Here is a 17,699-nt window from a genome sequence, read left to right as displayed (position 1 = left end):
GAGGTTGAACGATGAATTATGTTTTAGAATTACTCAAACCTTCAACCTTCCAACTCTTGTGGAACGGCTTGAAACTCACTCTCTATATTTCCAGTATTTCCGTGGTCTTGTCTGTCCTGTTTGGTATGATTTTGGCCATTATGCGAAATGGAAAAAATCCACTCTTCAAGTGGATTGCAACGATTTATATTGAATTTGTGCGTAATGTGCCAAACTTGTTGTGGATTTTCACTGTCTTCTTGGTCTTCCAAATGAAGTCAACGCCTGCTGGTATTACTGCTTTTACTATTTTTACCACGGCAGCCATGGCCGAGATTATCCGTGGTGGTCTCAATGCCATCGGACCGGGCCAGACCGAAGCTGGTTTATCACAGGGTTTTACCCCTGTACAAATCATGGTCTATATCATCATGCCGCAGGCCATTCGCAAGATGCTGCCAGCCATCATCTCGCAGATTGTAACGGTCATCAAGGACACTAGTTTCCTCTACTCCGTTATCGCCTTGCAAGAACTCTTTGGTTCTAGTCAAATCCTCATGGGACGCTACTTTGAGGCAGAACAAGTTTTCGCCCTCTATCTCATGGTCGCCTTGATTTACTTTAGCATCAACTTTGCCATCTCAAGCCTGTCACGTTATGTGGCGAAGTCTTGGGCGAGCAGTATTGAATAATACTCTTCGAAAATCAAACTCAGCCGTTGTTGACTTGATTTGATGAACTTCAGTTCTATCTGCATCTGCGTCGCCTAGCCTAATTTTGATTTTCATTGAGTACTACCTAACCTCCCAGCCAATTGGTCGGGAGTTTTTGCTGCCAAAAAAGAAGCCCTTTCGGACTTCTTACTTTATTTATTCAGCTTCTGCTGGACGTGACTTACGGGCAATATCTGCTAAGATATGGTCCACAAATTCTGCGACAGACTGAGTTTGCGTTGCTTTACTTCCGTAGCGACGAACGTTGACTGCATTGTCTTCCATTTCCTTGTCACCGACGATGAGTTGGTATGGAATCTTGCTGGTCTGGCTCTGACGAATCTTGTACTGCATCTTCTCGTTACGTTCATCCACGTGTACGCGAACACCACGGTCTTGCAATTCTTTGGCAACCTTCCAAGCGTAATCCAAATGAGCTTCCACAGAAATCGGAATCATGGTCACTTGGGTTGGAGCCAACCAAGTTGGGAAGGCACCCTTGTAGGTTTCAATCAAGATGGCAGTGAAGCGTTCCATAGTCGAGATAACACCACGGTGAATCATAACTGGGCGGTGCTCCTCACCGTCAGCACCAATATAGGTCAGGCCAAAGCGTTCTGGCAATAGGAAGTCCAACTGAATGGTTGACAAAGTTTCCTCGTTACCAAGGGCAGTCTTAACCTGAATATCCAACTTCGGACCGTAGAAGGCTGCCTCACCCTCTGCTTCAAAGTAGTCCACGCCCATTTCATCCATGGCACCCTTCAGCATACGCTGGGCATTTTCCCACATCTCATCGTTGTCATAGTACTTCTCTTTGTCCTCTGGGTCACGATAAGACAGGCGGAAACGGTAGTCGTTTAGGTTAAAATCTGCGTACACATCGATAATCAACTGGAGAGCTTTTTTGAACTCTTCTTGGATTTGCTCAGGTGTCACGAAGATATGACCGTCGTTAAGAGTCATCTCACGTACACGCTGCAAACCAGTAAGAGCACCAGATTTTTCATAGCGGTGCATCATACCAAGCTCAGCGATACGTACTGGCAATTCACGGTAAGAACGCACATGGTTTTTATAAACTTGAATGTGGTGCGGACAGTTCATCGGACGTAGAACAAACTCCTCACCGTCCCCCATGTCCATAGTTGGGAACATGTCTTCTGAATAATGCTCCCAGTGACCCGAAGTCTTATAGAGTTCAACAGAAGCCAATGGTGGCGTATATACGTGCTGGTAGCCTGAAGCCAATTCCTTGTCTGTGATGTAACGCTCCAAGGTACGACGGATAGTTGCACCGTTTGGCAACCAGAATGGTAAGCCTTGACCAACTTCTTGGCTGATCATGAAGAGGTCCAATTCCTTACCAAGTTTACGGTGGTCACGTTCTTTGGCTTCCTCACGCATTTGAAGGTAAGCCTTGAGGTCTTTCTTGTCAAACCAAGCTGTACCATAAACACGTTGCATCATCGGATTTTCGCTCTTACCACGCCAGTAGGCACCAGCCACGTTGAGCAATTCAAAAATCTGGATACGGCCTGTTGACGGAACGTGTGGGCCACGGCAGAGGTCAACGTATTCACCCTGGGTATAAATGGTCAAACCGCCCTCATCATCAGAATGCTCCTGAATCAATTCCAACTTGTATGGATCGTTTTTGAAAATCTCAAGAGCTTCTTCCTTGGTCACCTCACGGCGTTCTGAAGGGAAGTTTTCCTTGACAATCTTCATCATTTCTTCCTGAATGCGTGGCAGGTCTTCATTTGAAATCTGACCAGCCGCATTGTCCGTATCATAGTAGAAACCGTCCTGAATAGCTGGACCAACCCCCAACTTAATGTCTGGGAAAAGACGACGAGCCGCTTGGGCAAACAAGTGAGCTGCTGAGTGACGCAAGATGTCCAAGGCATCCTCGTGGTCAGGCGTTACGATTTCAAGCGTGCCGTCCTCTTCAATGGCACGAGCGGTGTCAATCAATTTACCATTAAACTTACCAGCAAGAGCCTTTTTAGCCAAAGACTTGCTGATGCTCTCCGCAATTTCAAAAGTAGTCACACCAGCTTGGTACTCACGAACAGCACCATCTGGGAAAGTAATATGAATCATAATATAAGATATAAAGGGCGTTAAGCGGACACAGACAAAATAGGAAACAGAACGACGACGCAAGCGTCTAGTTCTCGTTTATCTTTTTGGCCCAGTCCGTAGCCCGTATTCAGTTCAACCAAATACGGATGCCCTAGTCCTTTCTATTTTTTTATTTTTAATCCCCAGTAACTCTTCTTTTTGAGTTATCAGGTTTCCATTTCTTTTTGACTGTCAATATCCAGTCGATCGGCTAATTCGATCAACCACCAGATATTTTCAGCCAGTTTATGCTCCAAAGTATAAGGCGTTTCATCATAGTAACGACCCTGCTTGGTCATAATCAGGCGGTTCATACTGCCAATATCATTGGTCAACAAGTCTTTATTTTAAGTTGTTGAGCTGAAACAGTCTATCCCCAGACTGTTTCACTCCTCAATGGACCACTCTTTGTCGTGGTGCTTGACTTCCAACTCTCTGTAAGCCTTGCGAACGGCTAGGCAACGGTCAATCGTTTCTTGTGGAATGCTGGTCAACTTCATCTCCTTATTTTGTCAAAAAAGAAAACACGACGCCCTCGCAAAAGGACGTCGTAACGTGGTTCCACCTTCATTCGCAGTCACGCCAAAAAGCCTGACTACCTCAGATCGGCGATAAGGGAACCACCCTTTTATGTTTGCATAAAATTATACCGAGTAGTGTCAATCCTATCCTCTATGTACTTACACCCACCGCACACTCTCTCAAAGATTTCCTAGAATTGATAAGTCTCTAGAGGCTATTATAACAAGGATTTTCTGATTTTTCAAGGATTTTTCCTCATTTTCTTTCTTAGAGAAAATAGCAGAGCTCCTATCCCATTTCCAATCAGAGCACATAAGGTGTAGACAATCTGATAGAGAATAATCCATTCCTTAAAGAAAAAGATGGTTACAGGATAAAGCAGTAAAACCAAGGCAAGAAGGCTAGGAGAAAAGCCATAAAAAAATCCATAAAGAAGACCCGTTAGGAATAACACAATGGGAGTATAGAGCAGTACATTCCCAACCACCAGCTCCTTAGAAAGCATGGTGTCACTAATCAGATGAAAGGCAATCAGATAAATACCTGCATACATGGATAGAACAATGAGAGTTGCCAAAACCAGATTCTTCCAACTCTCTTTCCGAAGCTTTTCCATTTGAAACCTCCAAATTATTCAAAGAAATTCCGGATTGATTTTACTTGTTCGACTGATTTTTTCAATATTTTTGCTGTTGTGTCTGTTGATTTAACTACTACTTTTTGCGGTAGGTAAATAGCCTCTTTTATCAAAGCTTCTGCTACACTATCTTGATTAGTATGTTCTTTTCTAAAATCATACGAAATCTTCAAATCTAGATAATATTCAAAAACCTTGCGCCCAAAATTCGTAGAAGAAATCTCATAGAGCTTCTTATCAAGCACATACGGATTCATTGGTGGTGTAGCAATAATTGCCTCAACGACGGCATCTGCCAACTCCTGTTCTCGAATGAAGAGTGTCCCAAACATCTTATCTGTTATAACGTTTTTTAAGTAGGGATTGCTATGTGCCAAAATAGGAGTTCCAGAAGCTAAGCTTTCTAAGAAAGTTAGTCCCTGTGTTTCACTGGTCGAAGCAGAAATAAAGAAATCCGCAGCTTTATAATAAAGCGCTGTATCACTTGGAGCAATCATTCCCGTCAACTGGACGTGTTCATCTAGACTAAGCTCCGCTATCATTTCCTGAAGATCATCTGTATAAGGTCCACCTCCGACAATGACCAACTTCACCTTGGGATTTTCCAGCAAAATTTTCGGCATTGCCTGAACGATTGCTTGGATATTCTTCTCGTGAGAAATCCTAGACAGACTTAACAACATCGTTTCATCACTAGCAATTCCTAGTTGTTCCCGCAACTCATCTGTTTCATCCTTGCCAATTTCTGGTCTATCAAACTTTGCCAAATCAATTCCTGTCGGAATTACTCGTTTAGAAATCGGAACGTTGTAACTCATTAAAAGATCTTCAACAATCTCACTGGGGCAAATTACCCCATCCAGATCTTTTAAAAATGCCCGTACTAAATATTTAACCATCCCGGGACGAATAATCCTCCCCTTGGCAATATAGTGTACGTAGTCTTCATACTGGGTGTGATAAGTATGTACCACCGGAATATCAAGTTCCTTGGCAATCATTTTCCCCAAAATCCCCAAAGAAAATTCTGTATGAGTATGAATAATATCTAGTTTATAGCGACTTGCAATTTTTAAGGCATCTGTAAAACCTGCGTATGCCACTCGACGATCTTTAAAGGCAAAAAAAGGTACGCTAGGAATTCGGATAATGTCCCAATCTTCGTAACGATTCACATCCTCATCTGTCGTCGTAAAAATAAATACCGTATGTCCCAATTTCTCCAACTCTGTCTTAAGAGTCCGAATCGAAGTCGCGACTCCTGAAACCTGTGGAAAATAGGTATCCGTAAACAATCCAATCCGCATTTACATCTCCAATACTTGTCGATAGGCATCCACCAATTGGTGGGAAACATTGTCAATCGAGCGACTAACCGCAACCTGGTAGCCCGCCTCACGTTTATCAACCTGCTTGTCTAAGATTTTCTGAATAGAATCGACAAAATCATCCACTGTATGTCCCAATTCGGCAACGTTTTCGTCAATCCAACCATCGTAAACTGGAATATCTCTTAGAACAACATGCTGATGACTAGCAAGAGCTTCCAGAACAACAATCCCTTCTGTTTCCTCATACGATGGGAAGAAAAAGGCATCCGCTCCGCTCATTGCACCTTGAAAAACAGCACCTTTAAAATAACCTGGAAACTCGACATTCGCTGGATGATCTCCCTCAACAATTTTTCTAATATATGACGGAATCAGCCACTTATTGATTGAACCGAGCCAAATGAAGCGGACATGCGGCATCTTTTCGGCTACCTTGACAAAGTCTTCAATTCCTTTACGTCGGAAGTAGAGCCCTGCACAGACAACGACTGGCTGACCTTCTTCAATTTTAAAATGCTCTCGAAAGATTGCTTCCTTACGTTCATCCTTCTTATATTTATCTAAATCAATACCATTCGAAACGGCTATAATTGGCGTTGTCACACCATAAGACTGGATGAGTTTTTTTGAATACTCTGAAGGAGTGATAACAAAGTCTGCCTTTTGGTACATGCTTGCTAGATATTTCCCTACAAAAGGAGCTAGGGTATTCGAACCGATAAAGGAATTTTGAAAATCTTCCTTCGTGGAATGTCCATGCATGATTACCTTTTTTCCACTCCGTTTGGCTGCATGTAGCAATAACCAGGAGCGTGGACCATAGGTATTGATATGAATGACATCATAATCTCCCAGCAGGTCTGTTGTATAAGGAATGCCTGCCATATCTAGCGCTTCCATCTGGTGTTGAAGCGCCCGACCAATTCCTGATTTCTCTAAAACAGTTTTACCTTCTAAATACAATAGTACTTTCATAATACCATTATAGCCCTTTTTTACATTTTTTCATATTTTAAACTGTATTCTATCAAAAAAAATTAGCCAGTCGAAACTAGCTAATTTTTCTTCTTTTCAGAGAATTACTCCTCTTCTTCCTCCTTATTCTGTCTGCGTCGCTTATATAAACCGCCAAGAAGAAGGCCTGCTCCAAGGATTCCTGCCCAAGCTGATGATTGTTCACCAGTATTCGGTAATGCACCTTGTCTACGCGGAGCTTGAGAGTGACGAGGCGGGGTTGATTCTGACTCGGAGATGGATTCTGAGACGGATTCGGAAATGGACTCGCTGACTGACTCGGAGATGGATTCTGAGACGGATTCGGAAATGGACTCGCTGACCGATTCAGAGATTGATTCTGAGACAGATTCTGAAAGAGACTCACTTACTGACTCAGATGTAGATTCTGAAATCGATTCGCTAACTGACTCGGAGATAGACTCAGATGTAGATTCAGAAATCGATTCGCTGACTGATTCTGAGATGGATTCTGAGACGGATTCGGAAAGGGATTCTGATACTGACTCTGAGATGGATTCAGATACGGATTCTGAAATTGACTCGCTGACCGACTCTGAGATGGACTCAGATACAGATTCTGAGATAGATTCGCTCACTGACTCTGAAATAGATTCAGATACGGATTCTGAGATTGATTCACTTACTGACTCGGAGATAGACTCGGAGACTGATTCGGAAATCGATTCACTTACTGACTCGTAGATGGATTCTGAGACGGATTCGGAAAGGGATTCTGAAATCGACTCGCTCACTGACTCGGAGATGGACTCAGAAACTGATTCAGAGATTGACTCGCTTACCGACTCTGAGATAGATTCTGAGACGGATTCGGAAATCGATTCGCTGACCGACTCGGAAAGGGACTCAGATACGGATTCTGAAATCGATTCGCTAACTGACTCTGAAATGGACTCAGATACCGATTCTGAAATCGACTCGCTGACTGACTCGGAGATGGACTCAGAGACTGATTCTGAAATTGACTCGCTGACTGACTCGGAGATGGACTCAGAAACTGATTCTGAAATCGACTCGCTGACTGACTCGGAGATAGATTCAGAGACTGATTCTGAAATCGATTCAGATGTAGATTCCGAAATAGATTCGCTAACTGACTCGGAGATAGATTCAGAGACTGATTCTGAAATCGACTCGCTGACTGACTCGGAGATAGATTCAGAGACTGATTCTGAAATCGATTCAGATGTAGATTCCGAAATAGATTCGCTAACTGACTCGGAGATAGATTCTGATACAGATTCCGAAATTGACTCACTTACTGACTCGGAAATTGACTCAGAGACTGATTCGGAAATGGATTCAGATGTAGATTCCGAAATTGACTCACTTACTGACTCGGAAAGGGACTCAGAGACTGATTCGGAAAGGGACTCAGATACCGATTCGGAAATCGACTCGCTTACCGATTCAGAGATAGATTCAGAGACGGATTCTGAAATCGATTCGCTGACTGATTCAGAGATAGATTCACTTACTGATTCTGAAAGGGATTCGCTGACCGACTCGGAGATGGATTCAGATACAGATTCTGAAATTGATTCACTTACTGACTCTGAGACTGATTCTGAAAGAGACTCACTTACTGACTCGGAGATAGACTCGCTGACTGATTCTGAAAGGGACTCAGAGGTAGATTCGGAAATCGACTCGCTGACCGACTCAGAGATAGATTCTGATACGGATTCGGAAATCGATTCGCTGACTGACTCTGAGATGGACTCAGAAACTGATTCGGAAATTGACTCGCTGACTGATTCGGAGATAGACTCAGAGACTGATTCCGAAATAGATTCGCTTACTGATTCTGAGATAGATTCTGAGACTGATTCGGAAATTGACTCGCTGACTGATTCGGAGGTAGACTCAGAGACTGATTCCGAAATAGATTCGCTTACTGACTCGGAGATAGACTCAGAGGTAGATTCTGAAATCGACTCGCTGACCGATTCAGAGATAGACTCAGAGGTAGATTCAGAAATAGATTCGCTGACCGACTCGGAGAGGGATTCAGATGTGGATTCAGAAATCGACTCGCTGACCGATTCGGAAATGGATTCTGAGACGGATTCTGAAATTGATTCGCTCACTGACTCGGAGAGGGATTCTGAGACGGACTCAGAAATCGACTCGCTGACTGACTCGGAAATTGACTCAGAGACGGATTCGGAAATGGATTCACTTACTGACTCTGAGATAGATTCTGAGACGGATTCGGAAATCGATTCGCTCACTGACTCTGAGATAGATTCTGAGACGGATTCGGAAATTGATTCACTCACTGACTCTGAAATTGACTCAGAGGTAGATTCAGAGACTGATTCGGAAATAGATTCACTTACTGACTCTGAGATAGATTCAGAGACTGATTCGGAAATTGACTCGCTAACCGACTCTGAAATTGACTCAGATGTAGATTCAGAAATAGATTCGCTGACTGACTCGGAGATAGACTCAGATGTAGATTCAGAGATTGACTCGCTAACTGACTCGGAGATGGACTCAGAGACGGATTCTGAAATCGATTCGCTTACTGACTCAGAGACGGATTCAGAAAGAGACTCGCTAACTGACTCGGAAAGGGATTCTGAGACGGATTCGGAAATTGACTCGCTTACCGACTCTGAAATTGACTCAGAGACAGATTCGGAAATTGATTCAGATGTAGATTCAGAAATAGATTCGCTGACCGACTCGGAGAGGGATTCTGAGACGGATTCGGAAATCGACTCGCTCACTGACTCGGAGATGGATTCTGAGACGGATTCGGAAATTGATTCGCTGACTGACTCGGAGATGGACTCAGAGACGGACTCGGAAACCGACTCACGAACTGATTCGGATATGGACTCAGATACGGACTCTCGAACCGACTCGGAGATGGACTCAGAAACTGATTCTGAAATCGACTCGCTGACCGACTCGGAGATAGATTCTGAGACGGATTCGGAAATCGACTCGCTGACTGACTCGGAGATATACTCAGATGTAGATTCAGAGATTGACTCGCTAACTGACTCGGAAAGGGATTCTGAGACGGATTCGGAAATCGACTCGCTGACTGACTCGGAGATGGACTCAGATACTGATTCTGAAATCGACTCGCTGACTGACTCGGAGATGGACTCAGAAACCGATTCACGAACTGATTCGGATATGGACTCAGATACGGACTCTCGAACCGACTCGGATACCGACTCACTTACTGACTCACGAACCGATTCGGAGACAGACTCAGAAACCGATTCACGAACCGACTCGGAGACGGAGACGGACTCGGAAACCGACTCACGAACTGATTCGGAGACGGACTCACTTACTGACTCTCGAACCGATTCGGAGACGGACTCGGAAACCGACTCACGAACCGACTCGGAGACGGATACAGACTCGGAAACCGACTCACGAACTGATTCGGAGACGGACTCGGAAACCGACTCACGAACCGATTCGGATATGGACTCTGATACGGACTCTCGAACTGATTCGGAGACGGACTCAGAAACCGATTCACGAACCGACTCGGAGACGGACTCAGATACGGACTCACGAACCGACTCGGAGATGGACTCACTAGCGGATCGAATAATCGACTCTGACTCTGAAGTAGAAATGGACTCTGAGGTAGATTCAAAGATAGACTCACTAATAGATGTAGATATTGACTCAGAAGTGGATAACGATATGGAGGTAGAATTGTATTCACCCCTGGCAATTGCCGCATTAGAAAACATGTAGTTTTCATTAGTCCATCTACTTCCAGTATTCATCGCACTGTTCGCATAAGTTGTCTCTGTCAAAATATTCTTTGTTGAATTAACATCAACTCGGCTGCTAACAACAATTAACAACGGTGAACCTGTATAGCCACCAATATTCAACCGTAAGGATTGACCATTTGTGCCAAAACTGGAGGTTATCCTATTTGAAGCATCTGCATAGTTCGAAAAATCCCCCTCCATACTATCAATAAACTGTCCTTGTGGCACACTATAGGCACGAATAGTAGTTGTTGCCGCTGAAAAACTGGATGCTCCTTTGGAAACAATCTGCACAATTTCATTGTAATTATTATTGTTTCTTCCGTTCTCGTTTAGATAGATAACATGGTCATAAGTTCCGTTTGTTAAATTAATATTGGTCAAATACGCCCGAAGAGAATAGGCACCATCTATACGAGTTGCAGGATTTGAATAAACTACGTTTGCATAACGGCTATCTGAATATTGATTATTCAAAGTGACAGCAAACTGCTGGCTTCCTTCACTCTGTACAACTTTCTGGTCCACAAATACCGAAAGATTAATACTTCCAGTAACAGATTTTAAATCATCAACATTAGAATTTAGAGTATAGGTAATTGTACGAGCATCATGATTCCAAACCCCTGTTGCAATAACTTTTCCATCTACCACAATATCAGGAATTTTTACGTCTGCCGGTACCCCGCTACCTGATAGATTCAAACTTTGGGATAACGTTACTGTGAATTGATCTCCAGCTTTAGCTAAATCATTGACAGAAAATTGAATCGTGGCACGAAGTTGTCCCCCTGATAAGCCCATTGGTTCAACCGTCGAGGGAATCGATAATGAAACAGTTCCTGAAGTGATGACTTCTTGATTGGTCAACCTTCTAAAACCACTACCGACACTTGCCGAATAAGTCCGAAACTCTTCAGCCAAACGTGTCAAATTGATTGCATCCTGACCATACTCCAAGGCTGCTTTATCTAATTCCTCTTGTGTCCGACTCTTATCTTGTAATAGTTGTTCAGCCAGTTTTAACTTTTCTTCTAAGCGAGTTCGTGCCTCCAGGTAATCTTTATAAGCCTGAGAATCTGCCTGTTCACCGGGGTCAACCAATTCCGTAAGCGCTGCTTTCATCGAAGCTATTATAGCCTCTAGTCGACTATTATCCCTTGCAAGAGGAACAGTTTCCTCCTCCGATATTGATTCTTCAACAGTCTCCTCCACTACCTCTTCTATAACAGGTTCTGTACTTTCTGAAACACTATGCTCACCATCAATAGATGCGGGCTCAGCATTCTCCGATGCAACCGTATTCATTGTGACTTCATCAGTCATTGCCAGCGCTGTTTCTTCTGTATACTCTGAAGCATATACGACATCCTCAGTCACAACTTGCTCTATCGCTACACCGCTCAATAACGCCCCTATAGATACGATCCCCTTGACCATTGATGGACTTGAAATTCTTACATCATCCAAATCTCTTGCCAATTTTCTTTTGCGAACAAGACGTGTTACTCTACGTAGCCACTTCTTTTTTACCTTATGAAGGCGCACCTTTGTCTCGCTGATTAGTTCAACAGTTCGTCCTCCATCTTCACCTGTTCCCATAGAAATACCTCCTTTTATTATATTGTTTTTTGGCCTATTATTAGTTTAACATTGTGATTTTATTTTAGAAAGGAAATATATGCAAAAATATCTGTTTTTACTCTGTTTTTTTTGTACTGAAAATCTATACATGTTTATTGGTAGTCATGAAATACTGGCAAAAGGTATCATCTAATAAGAGAAAATCTCTTACAAATCATATCTTTTCCCTGATAACATTTTTTAATTTTGACTCGCAATACGGCCATTGGAAATCAAATAAGCTTCCCCTATTCGTGTTGATACTAACACATAATAACAAGCAAAAAAAGGAATTTCTTCCTTCCCACATTCCCATCCCCCCTATTACTTGAGCATAAAAAAGAGAGAGAATACTTGTATTCTCTCTACTATTTACTTAATACAACATGGGCGATAAATTTTATAAGTCAAAGTCGATGCGAAAACGCATAGTACTATCGTCAACCACTGTGAAACTATAATTAAAACCATGCTTATCCAAAACTTGCTTCACTAAATACAAACCAATCCCAGTCCCCCCATCTTGCTTAGCACGACTATAATCCGGTCTATAGAAAGGAAGGAACAACTTTTCTATCTCATCTTCAGGTAAAATATGGGCCACTTCATTATCCACAATAAACGTCCCTTGTTTGCAAATCAGACTAATCTTTCCTCCTGAACGACTGTATCGGAAAGCATTATCAATAATATTTTTTAAAGCCTTCATCAACAAGACACGATCACCTTTTATAGATGTCGGAGACAATATAGTTGAGAATTGATACTGGTTAACAATCGCTAATGCATTGTAACTCGCCATTGATTCCTGAAGTACTTCATCTAGTTGGAAAATCTCTTCCGGATTTCGAGTAGAAATTTCCATATTAGTTGCATCCAAGATGGAATGTACCAACTCTGATTGATTTTGTAAAATTGTACGACATTTTTTCAAATAAAGGTCATGATTTTTAAATTCTCCTACATTATAAATCATTCCCTCTACAAGCCCCATCATACTGGCAATCGGAGTCTTTAGTTCATGAGAAGTCATCCGAAGAAATTCTGATTTTTCACGTTCTCTATTCTGTGCCTGTTTCGTCTCTATTCTCAACTCTTCAATACTCATTAGCAGTTTAGAATAGAGACGATTCACATCCTGAGCCAAAACAGAAATTTCATCCTGACCAACTACCTGACATTCAATCCCGCTTTCTAAACTTTGCATCTTACGTGCAGTCTCTGAAATCAAAGCAATTCGTCGAGTAGACAATTTACTATAAATTGCTCCCACAATCAGTGCCAGAATAACAATCAAGATCATCACGAAAGGATAGAGGGTCAAGAGTGATTGACTGACTTGCGAAAGGCTAGTAAAGCCATATTCTGCCATCAAAATATAAGCTGTATTCTCTTTGGAAACAAGCGTTGTCGACCATGACCCTACTTCATCGTAGGAGCTAAGATTTTTATAATTAGGATGTCTCCCCTGATCATCAGTTATCAATTCTTCTCTTGGCCAGAGTCGCTCACCATTACTATCAAAAAGACTATACAATAAATCTGGACGATTCAAATCATACTTTTCAATATTGGTCAGAATATCTTCGTTCGATTGACCGTCCAAATTAACCATAACAGTATTAAAATTATCTCGTAATTCTTGACGTCTCTGCTGATTATAATAAATCGGCATAGCAAAATAAAGTAGGGCAACGAGAATGAGGGATGTAACTGAAATTAGAGATGTAACGATAATAAATTGTCTACGGGCAAGTTTCATCTAACCCTCTTCAATTTGGTAACCACGACCAACTACCGTTTTTAAGTGTAAGCTAGGCAACTTTTTACGAATATTTTTAATATGATTATCTAACACACGACTATCCAATTCTGTATACCCCCAAATTCCCATCATTAGATTATCTCGACTCACAATATTACCTTTTCTTTTTGCCAAGTAGAGGAAGACCTCATACTCTTTCTTCGTTAACTGTACTTCCTGCTCCCCTACATGAACATAGCCAGCCTGTTGATCAATAAGGATGTCACCTATTCGTATAGTCTCATCCACATGTTTTACTTTTAAAATATTTTCAATTCTCTTCATTAAAACAAGAGGTGAAAACGGCTTTGTCACAAAATCACTTATATCCTGATTAAAGCTAATTAATTGAGTATACTCATCACTTAAAGCAGTCAAAACCAATACTGGAACAGATGAAATTTTCCGAACTGCTGTCAATAACTCCAATCCTGTCATCGTCGGCACCATAATATCCAAAATAAGCAGATCAAATTCCATTTTCTGGATTTCTTCTAATGCCTGTCCACCGTCAAATAGAGGTAAAACATCGTGACCACTATCTCTTAAAAATTCGCAGACTACCTGATTAATAACTAAATCATCTTCTAATACTAAAATTTTTGCCATGTGCTCTCCTTCCATTTTTATAAAACAATCTAGCAATTCTAACAATTAGGTAGCCTGCAATGGCAAAACTCCTAATTCTTAGCGAAAATGATTACACGCCCGCAAACGTTCGTTCGCAAGCCTACTCGCTATCCATTTTTATCGAAAACAAAATAAAGCCTCTGCAAGAACTCAAAACTGTACAGAGGTAAATAATGTAAAAATTCCACCTCATATCACTAAGCTTACGAAATAAAAGTTCGTGTCGTCCAACTTTTTGTTCATACAGCTTGTTTTCGTTAAAAATAGATTAACGAGCATGTCAAGGTGACTAGTGGAATCAATAAAATATCTTGCTCAAAAATTAAAACATTGTAAGAAAACTAATGAAAAAACAAGTCTTCTACTTTCAAACATGTTCCAATCATTGAGCTGTCATTCAAACAATCTAACTGTCCCCCCGAACAGCCTCTATAAAATATCACAATTGCTTGGTAAAAACGAAGGTCTCATCAGATGAATTTGCTACAAAAGTAAGTAGTCTTGATCTCTGTGATTCCAAATGCAAAATATATTCATTTTAGCAAAGATATTATATATATAATCCCCAAAAAATTCAACTAATCTGTTCAAAAATATTTTTATCAATCAAACATAGTCTATTTCCCGTGCAATATCAACAGAGTTTATGTTGAAATATGTTGATATTTTTTCAAAAAACAGAAAAAAAATACATTAAACACGGTTTTTTTGTAGATTTTTTTGATATTATTATAAAGCAAGTGTGATCGGAATAATTTGAATATCAACCTAGCCATTCACTTTTTAGTATATGCTAGATTTGATTGGTCTTATATATTTATAGTTGCATTTAGCAAACTATTTTCCCCCAAAAATATACGACCAATTTTTCAAAAATATGTTGTAAATCCTCCCCCAGGTAATATACAACTCGTTTAATCACTTGCTTGGTAAAAAGAGAGAGCAATCACGTTAACTGTGACTGCTCTTTTATTTTTATATAGATTAGAGTATTCCTTAGTTTATAAAAATAGCACTCACAATAGATGAAGTGCTATTTTCATTTATCACTTAGTTGATTTCCGTACTTTGATTCCGTGGTTAAGAACTACCTCACGGTTTTCCAACTCTTCCTTGTGCATGATTTTGGTGAGCATGCGCATAGCAATTGCACCAATATCGTATAGCGGCTGATTGATAGAGGTCAGGTTTGGACGGGTAAACTTGGTCACTAGGGAATCATCGCTTGTAATGATTTCAAAGTCTTCTGGAACCTTGATGCCCATATCACTGACACCATTCAATAGACCAGCAGCAATCTCATCTTCTGCAACATAAGCTGCAGTTGCTCCGGCATTCAAAATACGTTCTGCTAGAGCGTAGCCTTCCTCGTATTTATACTTGGATTCAAAAACCAATCCTTCGTTAAACTCGATTCCGTTGTCCTTCAAGCCTTGTTTGTAGCCTGCAAAACGAACTTTACCATTGATGTCATCTACAAGCGGCCCTGATACAAAGGCAATTTTCTTGTTGTTCTTAGCTAACAGATTGACTGCATCAACACTAGCGGCAGCATAGTCAATATTGACACTAGGTAATTGGTGCTCCAAATCCACGGTACCAGCTAAAACAATCGGTGTACGTGAGCGTGAAAACTCCGCACGAATCTTGTCTGTCAAATGATAACCCATGAAAATGATTCCGTCCACCTGTTTTGAGAACAGGGTATTTACCACATTGATTTCTTTCTCATCATTTTCATCACTGTTTGCTAGGACGATATTGTATTTGTACATATCGGCAATATCATCGATACCTTTGGCCAAGGTTGCAAAATAAGCATTAGCAATGTTTGGAATCACAACCCCCACAGTGGTAGTCTTCTTGCTGGCCAATCCACGTGCAACAGCATTTGGACGATAATCCAAACGGTCGATGACTTCTAATACTTTTTTACGAGTATTTTCCTTTACGTTTTTATTCCCATTTACCACGCGCGATACTGTCGCCATGGATACACCTGCTTCGCGGGCAACGTCATAAATCGTTACCGTATCGTCAGTGTTTAACATACGTTATGTACTCCCTTTCAATAGTTCTAGTTCTATGAAAATTACGCTTTCACTCAAGTATAGTGTATCACTTTTTGAAACCACTTTCAAGAGAAAAACACCATTTTTTTGATAATACTTGCAATTTTTTTCATTTTTTGGAACAATAGTCTATATAATAAACGAAACTTTCACTTTTTTTTACCACTACATGCTAGAAAGGTCTCCACTATGTCAAAATTACATCATGTTAAATCCTACTTAGAAGCCAACAAAATGGACCTGGCCATCTTCTCTGATCCTGTTAGCATCTATTATCTGACTGGCTATCATAGCGATCCTCATGAGCGCCACATGATGCTCTTTGTTATGCCTGACCACGACTCACTACTCTTTCTCCCTGCCTTGGATGTAGAACGTGCGGTTGCGACTGTTGACTTTCCTGTAGCCGGCTATATGGACTCAGAAAATCCATGGCAGATTATCAAGAGCAAATTGCCACAAAAATCTTTCTCAGCAATCGGTGCAGAATTTGATAATTTGAATTTAACCCGCTACCATGGTCTTCAGTCTATCTTTAGCCAACCATTTTCAGACATTACACCTCTGATTAATACTATGAAATTGATCAAATCTCGTGATGAAATTGAAAAAATGCTGGTTGCTGGAGAGTTTGCGGATAAGGCTATGCAGGTTGGGTTTAACAATATCTCACTCAACGTAACCGAGACGGATATTATTGCTCAGATTGAATTTGAAATGAAGAAACAAGGCATCTCAAAAATGAGCTTTGAGACCATGGTCTTAACAGGCGACAATGCCGCAAATCCACACGGTATTCCCTCAACAAACAAAATCGAGAATAACGCTCTGCTATTGTTCGACCTAGGCGTGGAAGCTTTGGGCTATACGTCTGATATGACACGGACTGTCGCTGTCGGTAAACCTGATCAGTTTAAAAAAGATATTTACAACTTGACTCTGGAGGCTCACATGGCCGCTGTCAATATGATTAAGCCTGGTGTGACTGCTGGTGAGATTGACTATGCCGCTCGCTCTGTGATTGAAAAAGCAGGTTATGGCGAGTACTTCAACCACCGACTCGGTCACGGTTTGGGAATGAGTGTCCATGAATTCCCATCGATTATGGAAGGCAATGATTTGGTCATCGAAGAAGGTATGTGTTTCTCTGTCGAGCCTGGTATTTACATCCCTGGAAAAGTTGGTGTTCGTATCGAGGATTGTGGTTACGTTACCAAAAATGGCTTTGAAGTCTTTACAAAAACACCAAAAGAACTTTTGTATTTTGAAGGGTAACCCCCTTCTTTTTTGTTATGCTTCCTTCACCAATTTTCATCAAAAAAAATCAGAAGTCCGCTTTGAACTTCTGATTTTTCTCTTTGGGCTACTAACTAAAGCCTATTATTTTTCTTTGCGACGACGTGACGCCACTGCAACTGTACCCAACAAAGCTAAACCTACCAATGCAAGTGCAGATGTGCTTTCA

11 protein-coding genes and 1 pseudogene are annotated in these 17,699 nt (G+C 41.2%); 2 read left to right on the top strand and 10 right to left on the bottom strand.

Annotation, left to right across the window (positions count from 1 at the left end):
- Positions 1 to 11: 11 nt before the first annotated feature.
- The gene (locus K5Q22_RS02415; protein ID WP_024384909.1) at positions 12 to 671 is read left to right on the top strand and encodes an amino acid ABC transporter permease; all 660 of its coding nucleotides are present in this window, start codon (positions 12 to 14) and stop codon (positions 669 to 671) included.
- Positions 672 to 848: 177 nt separating this feature from the next.
- On the opposite strand, the gene thrS is transcribed toward K5Q22_RS02415, so the two are convergent.
- From thrS to ccpA, 9 genes and pseudogenes are all read right to left on the bottom strand, one after another.
- Positions 849 to 2,798: a threonine--tRNA ligase gene (gene thrS, locus K5Q22_RS02410; protein ID WP_205013471.1), complete on the bottom strand. Its 1,950-nt coding sequence runs from the start codon at positions 2,796 to 2,798 to the stop codon at positions 849 to 851.
- 114 nt (positions 2,799 to 2,912) lie between these two features.
- A pseudogene (locus tag K5Q22_RS09720) lies at positions 2,913 to 3,319 on the bottom strand (MazG-like protein).
- 263 nt (positions 3,320 to 3,582) lie between these two features.
- Positions 3,583 to 3,957: a hypothetical protein gene (locus K5Q22_RS02400; protein WP_105119128.1), complete on the bottom strand. Its 375-nt coding sequence runs from the start codon at positions 3,955 to 3,957 to the stop codon at positions 3,583 to 3,585.
- A 14-nt stretch (positions 3,958 to 3,971) separates the two neighbouring features.
- Positions 3,972 to 5,285: a glycosyltransferase family 4 protein gene (locus K5Q22_RS02395; protein ID WP_205013470.1), complete on the bottom strand. Its 1,314-nt coding sequence runs from the start codon at positions 5,283 to 5,285 to the stop codon at positions 3,972 to 3,974.
- Entirely contained in the window at positions 5,286 to 6,284 is a 999-nt protein-coding gene (locus K5Q22_RS02390; protein ID WP_014637671.1) for a glycosyltransferase family 4 protein, read from the bottom strand.
- Positions 6,285 to 6,388: 104 nt separating this feature from the next.
- Positions 6,389 to 10,909 carry a DUF445 family protein gene (locus tag K5Q22_RS09890; RefSeq protein ID WP_205013625.1) on the bottom strand — a complete coding sequence of 1,507 codons (4,521 nt, stop codon included), beginning with the start codon at positions 10,907 to 10,909 and terminating at the stop codon, positions 6,389 to 6,391.
- Between the two features lie 1,219 nt (positions 10,910 to 12,128).
- Positions 12,129 to 13,490 (bottom strand): HAMP domain-containing sensor histidine kinase, encoded by a 1,362-nt coding sequence (locus K5Q22_RS02380; RefSeq protein WP_205013469.1) that lies wholly within the window; start codon positions 13,488 to 13,490, stop codon positions 12,129 to 12,131.
- Positions 13,491 to 14,141: a response regulator transcription factor gene (locus tag K5Q22_RS02375; protein WP_024384330.1), complete on the bottom strand. Its 651-nt coding sequence runs from the start codon at positions 14,139 to 14,141 to the stop codon at positions 13,491 to 13,493.
- Between the two features lie 1,067 nt (positions 14,142 to 15,208).
- Entirely contained in the window at positions 15,209 to 16,213 is a 1,005-nt protein-coding gene (ccpA, locus tag K5Q22_RS02370) for a catabolite control protein A (protein ID WP_004298830.1), read from the bottom strand.
- Between the two features lie 210 nt (positions 16,214 to 16,423).
- On the opposite strand from ccpA, the gene K5Q22_RS02365 reads away from it, so the two are divergent.
- Positions 16,424 to 17,509: a Xaa-Pro peptidase family protein gene (locus tag K5Q22_RS02365; protein WP_024409133.1), complete on the top strand. Its 1,086-nt coding sequence runs from the start codon at positions 16,424 to 16,426 to the stop codon at positions 17,507 to 17,509.
- 105 nt (positions 17,510 to 17,614) lie between these two features.
- Here the strand turns inward: K5Q22_RS02365 and K5Q22_RS09885 are convergent, their stop codons facing one another.
- On the bottom strand, positions 17,615 to 17,659 hold the full coding sequence (locus tag K5Q22_RS09885) for a hypothetical protein (RefSeq protein ID WP_363316014.1): 45 nt from the start codon (positions 17,657 to 17,659) through the stop codon (positions 17,615 to 17,617).
- Between the last annotated feature and the right edge of the window lie 40 nt (positions 17,660 to 17,699).

It is taken from the genome of Streptococcus sp. 2018162 (assembly GCF_019754175.1).
Taxonomy (GTDB): domain Bacteria; phylum Bacillota; class Bacilli; order Lactobacillales; family Streptococcaceae; genus Streptococcus; species Streptococcus hashimotonensis.
The sequence above is the reverse complement of the archived record's forward strand: the minus strand, read 5'-3'. Positions and strand labels throughout refer to the sequence as shown.

What these genes read in the sequence shown, in the direction of transcription:
- ccpA (WP_004298830.1), bottom strand. Translation starts at nt 16,213, where the DNA reads ATGTTAAACACTGACGATACGGTAACGATTTATGACGTTGCCCGCGAA.
- K5Q22_RS02415 (WP_024384909.1), top strand. Translation starts at nt 12, where the DNA reads ATGAATTATGTTTTAGAATTACTCAAACCTTCAACCTTCCAACTCTTG.
- K5Q22_RS09890 (WP_205013625.1), bottom strand. Translation starts at nt 10,909, where the DNA reads ATGGGCTTATCAGGGGGACAACTTCGTGCCACGATTCAATTTTCTGTC.
- K5Q22_RS02395 (WP_205013470.1), bottom strand. Translation starts at nt 5,285, where the DNA reads ATGCGGATTGGATTGTTTACGGATACCTATTTTCCACAGGTTTCAGGA.
- K5Q22_RS02390 (WP_014637671.1), bottom strand. Translation starts at nt 6,284, where the DNA reads ATGAAAGTACTATTGTATTTAGAAGGTAAAACTGTTTTAGAGAAATCA.
- K5Q22_RS02400 (WP_105119128.1), bottom strand. Translation starts at nt 3,957, where the DNA reads ATGGAAAAGCTTCGGAAAGAGAGTTGGAAGAATCTGGTTTTGGCAACT.
- thrS (WP_205013471.1), bottom strand. Translation starts at nt 2,798, where the DNA reads ATGATTCATATTACTTTCCCAGATGGTGCTGTTCGTGAGTACCAAGCT.
- K5Q22_RS02365 (WP_024409133.1), top strand. Translation starts at nt 16,424, where the DNA reads ATGTCAAAATTACATCATGTTAAATCCTACTTAGAAGCCAACAAAATG.
- K5Q22_RS02380 (WP_205013469.1), bottom strand. Translation starts at nt 13,490, where the DNA reads ATGAAACTTGCCCGTAGACAATTTATTATCGTTACATCTCTAATTTCA.
- K5Q22_RS02375 (WP_024384330.1), bottom strand. Translation starts at nt 14,141, where the DNA reads ATGGCAAAAATTTTAGTATTAGAAGATGATTTAGTTATTAATCAGGTA.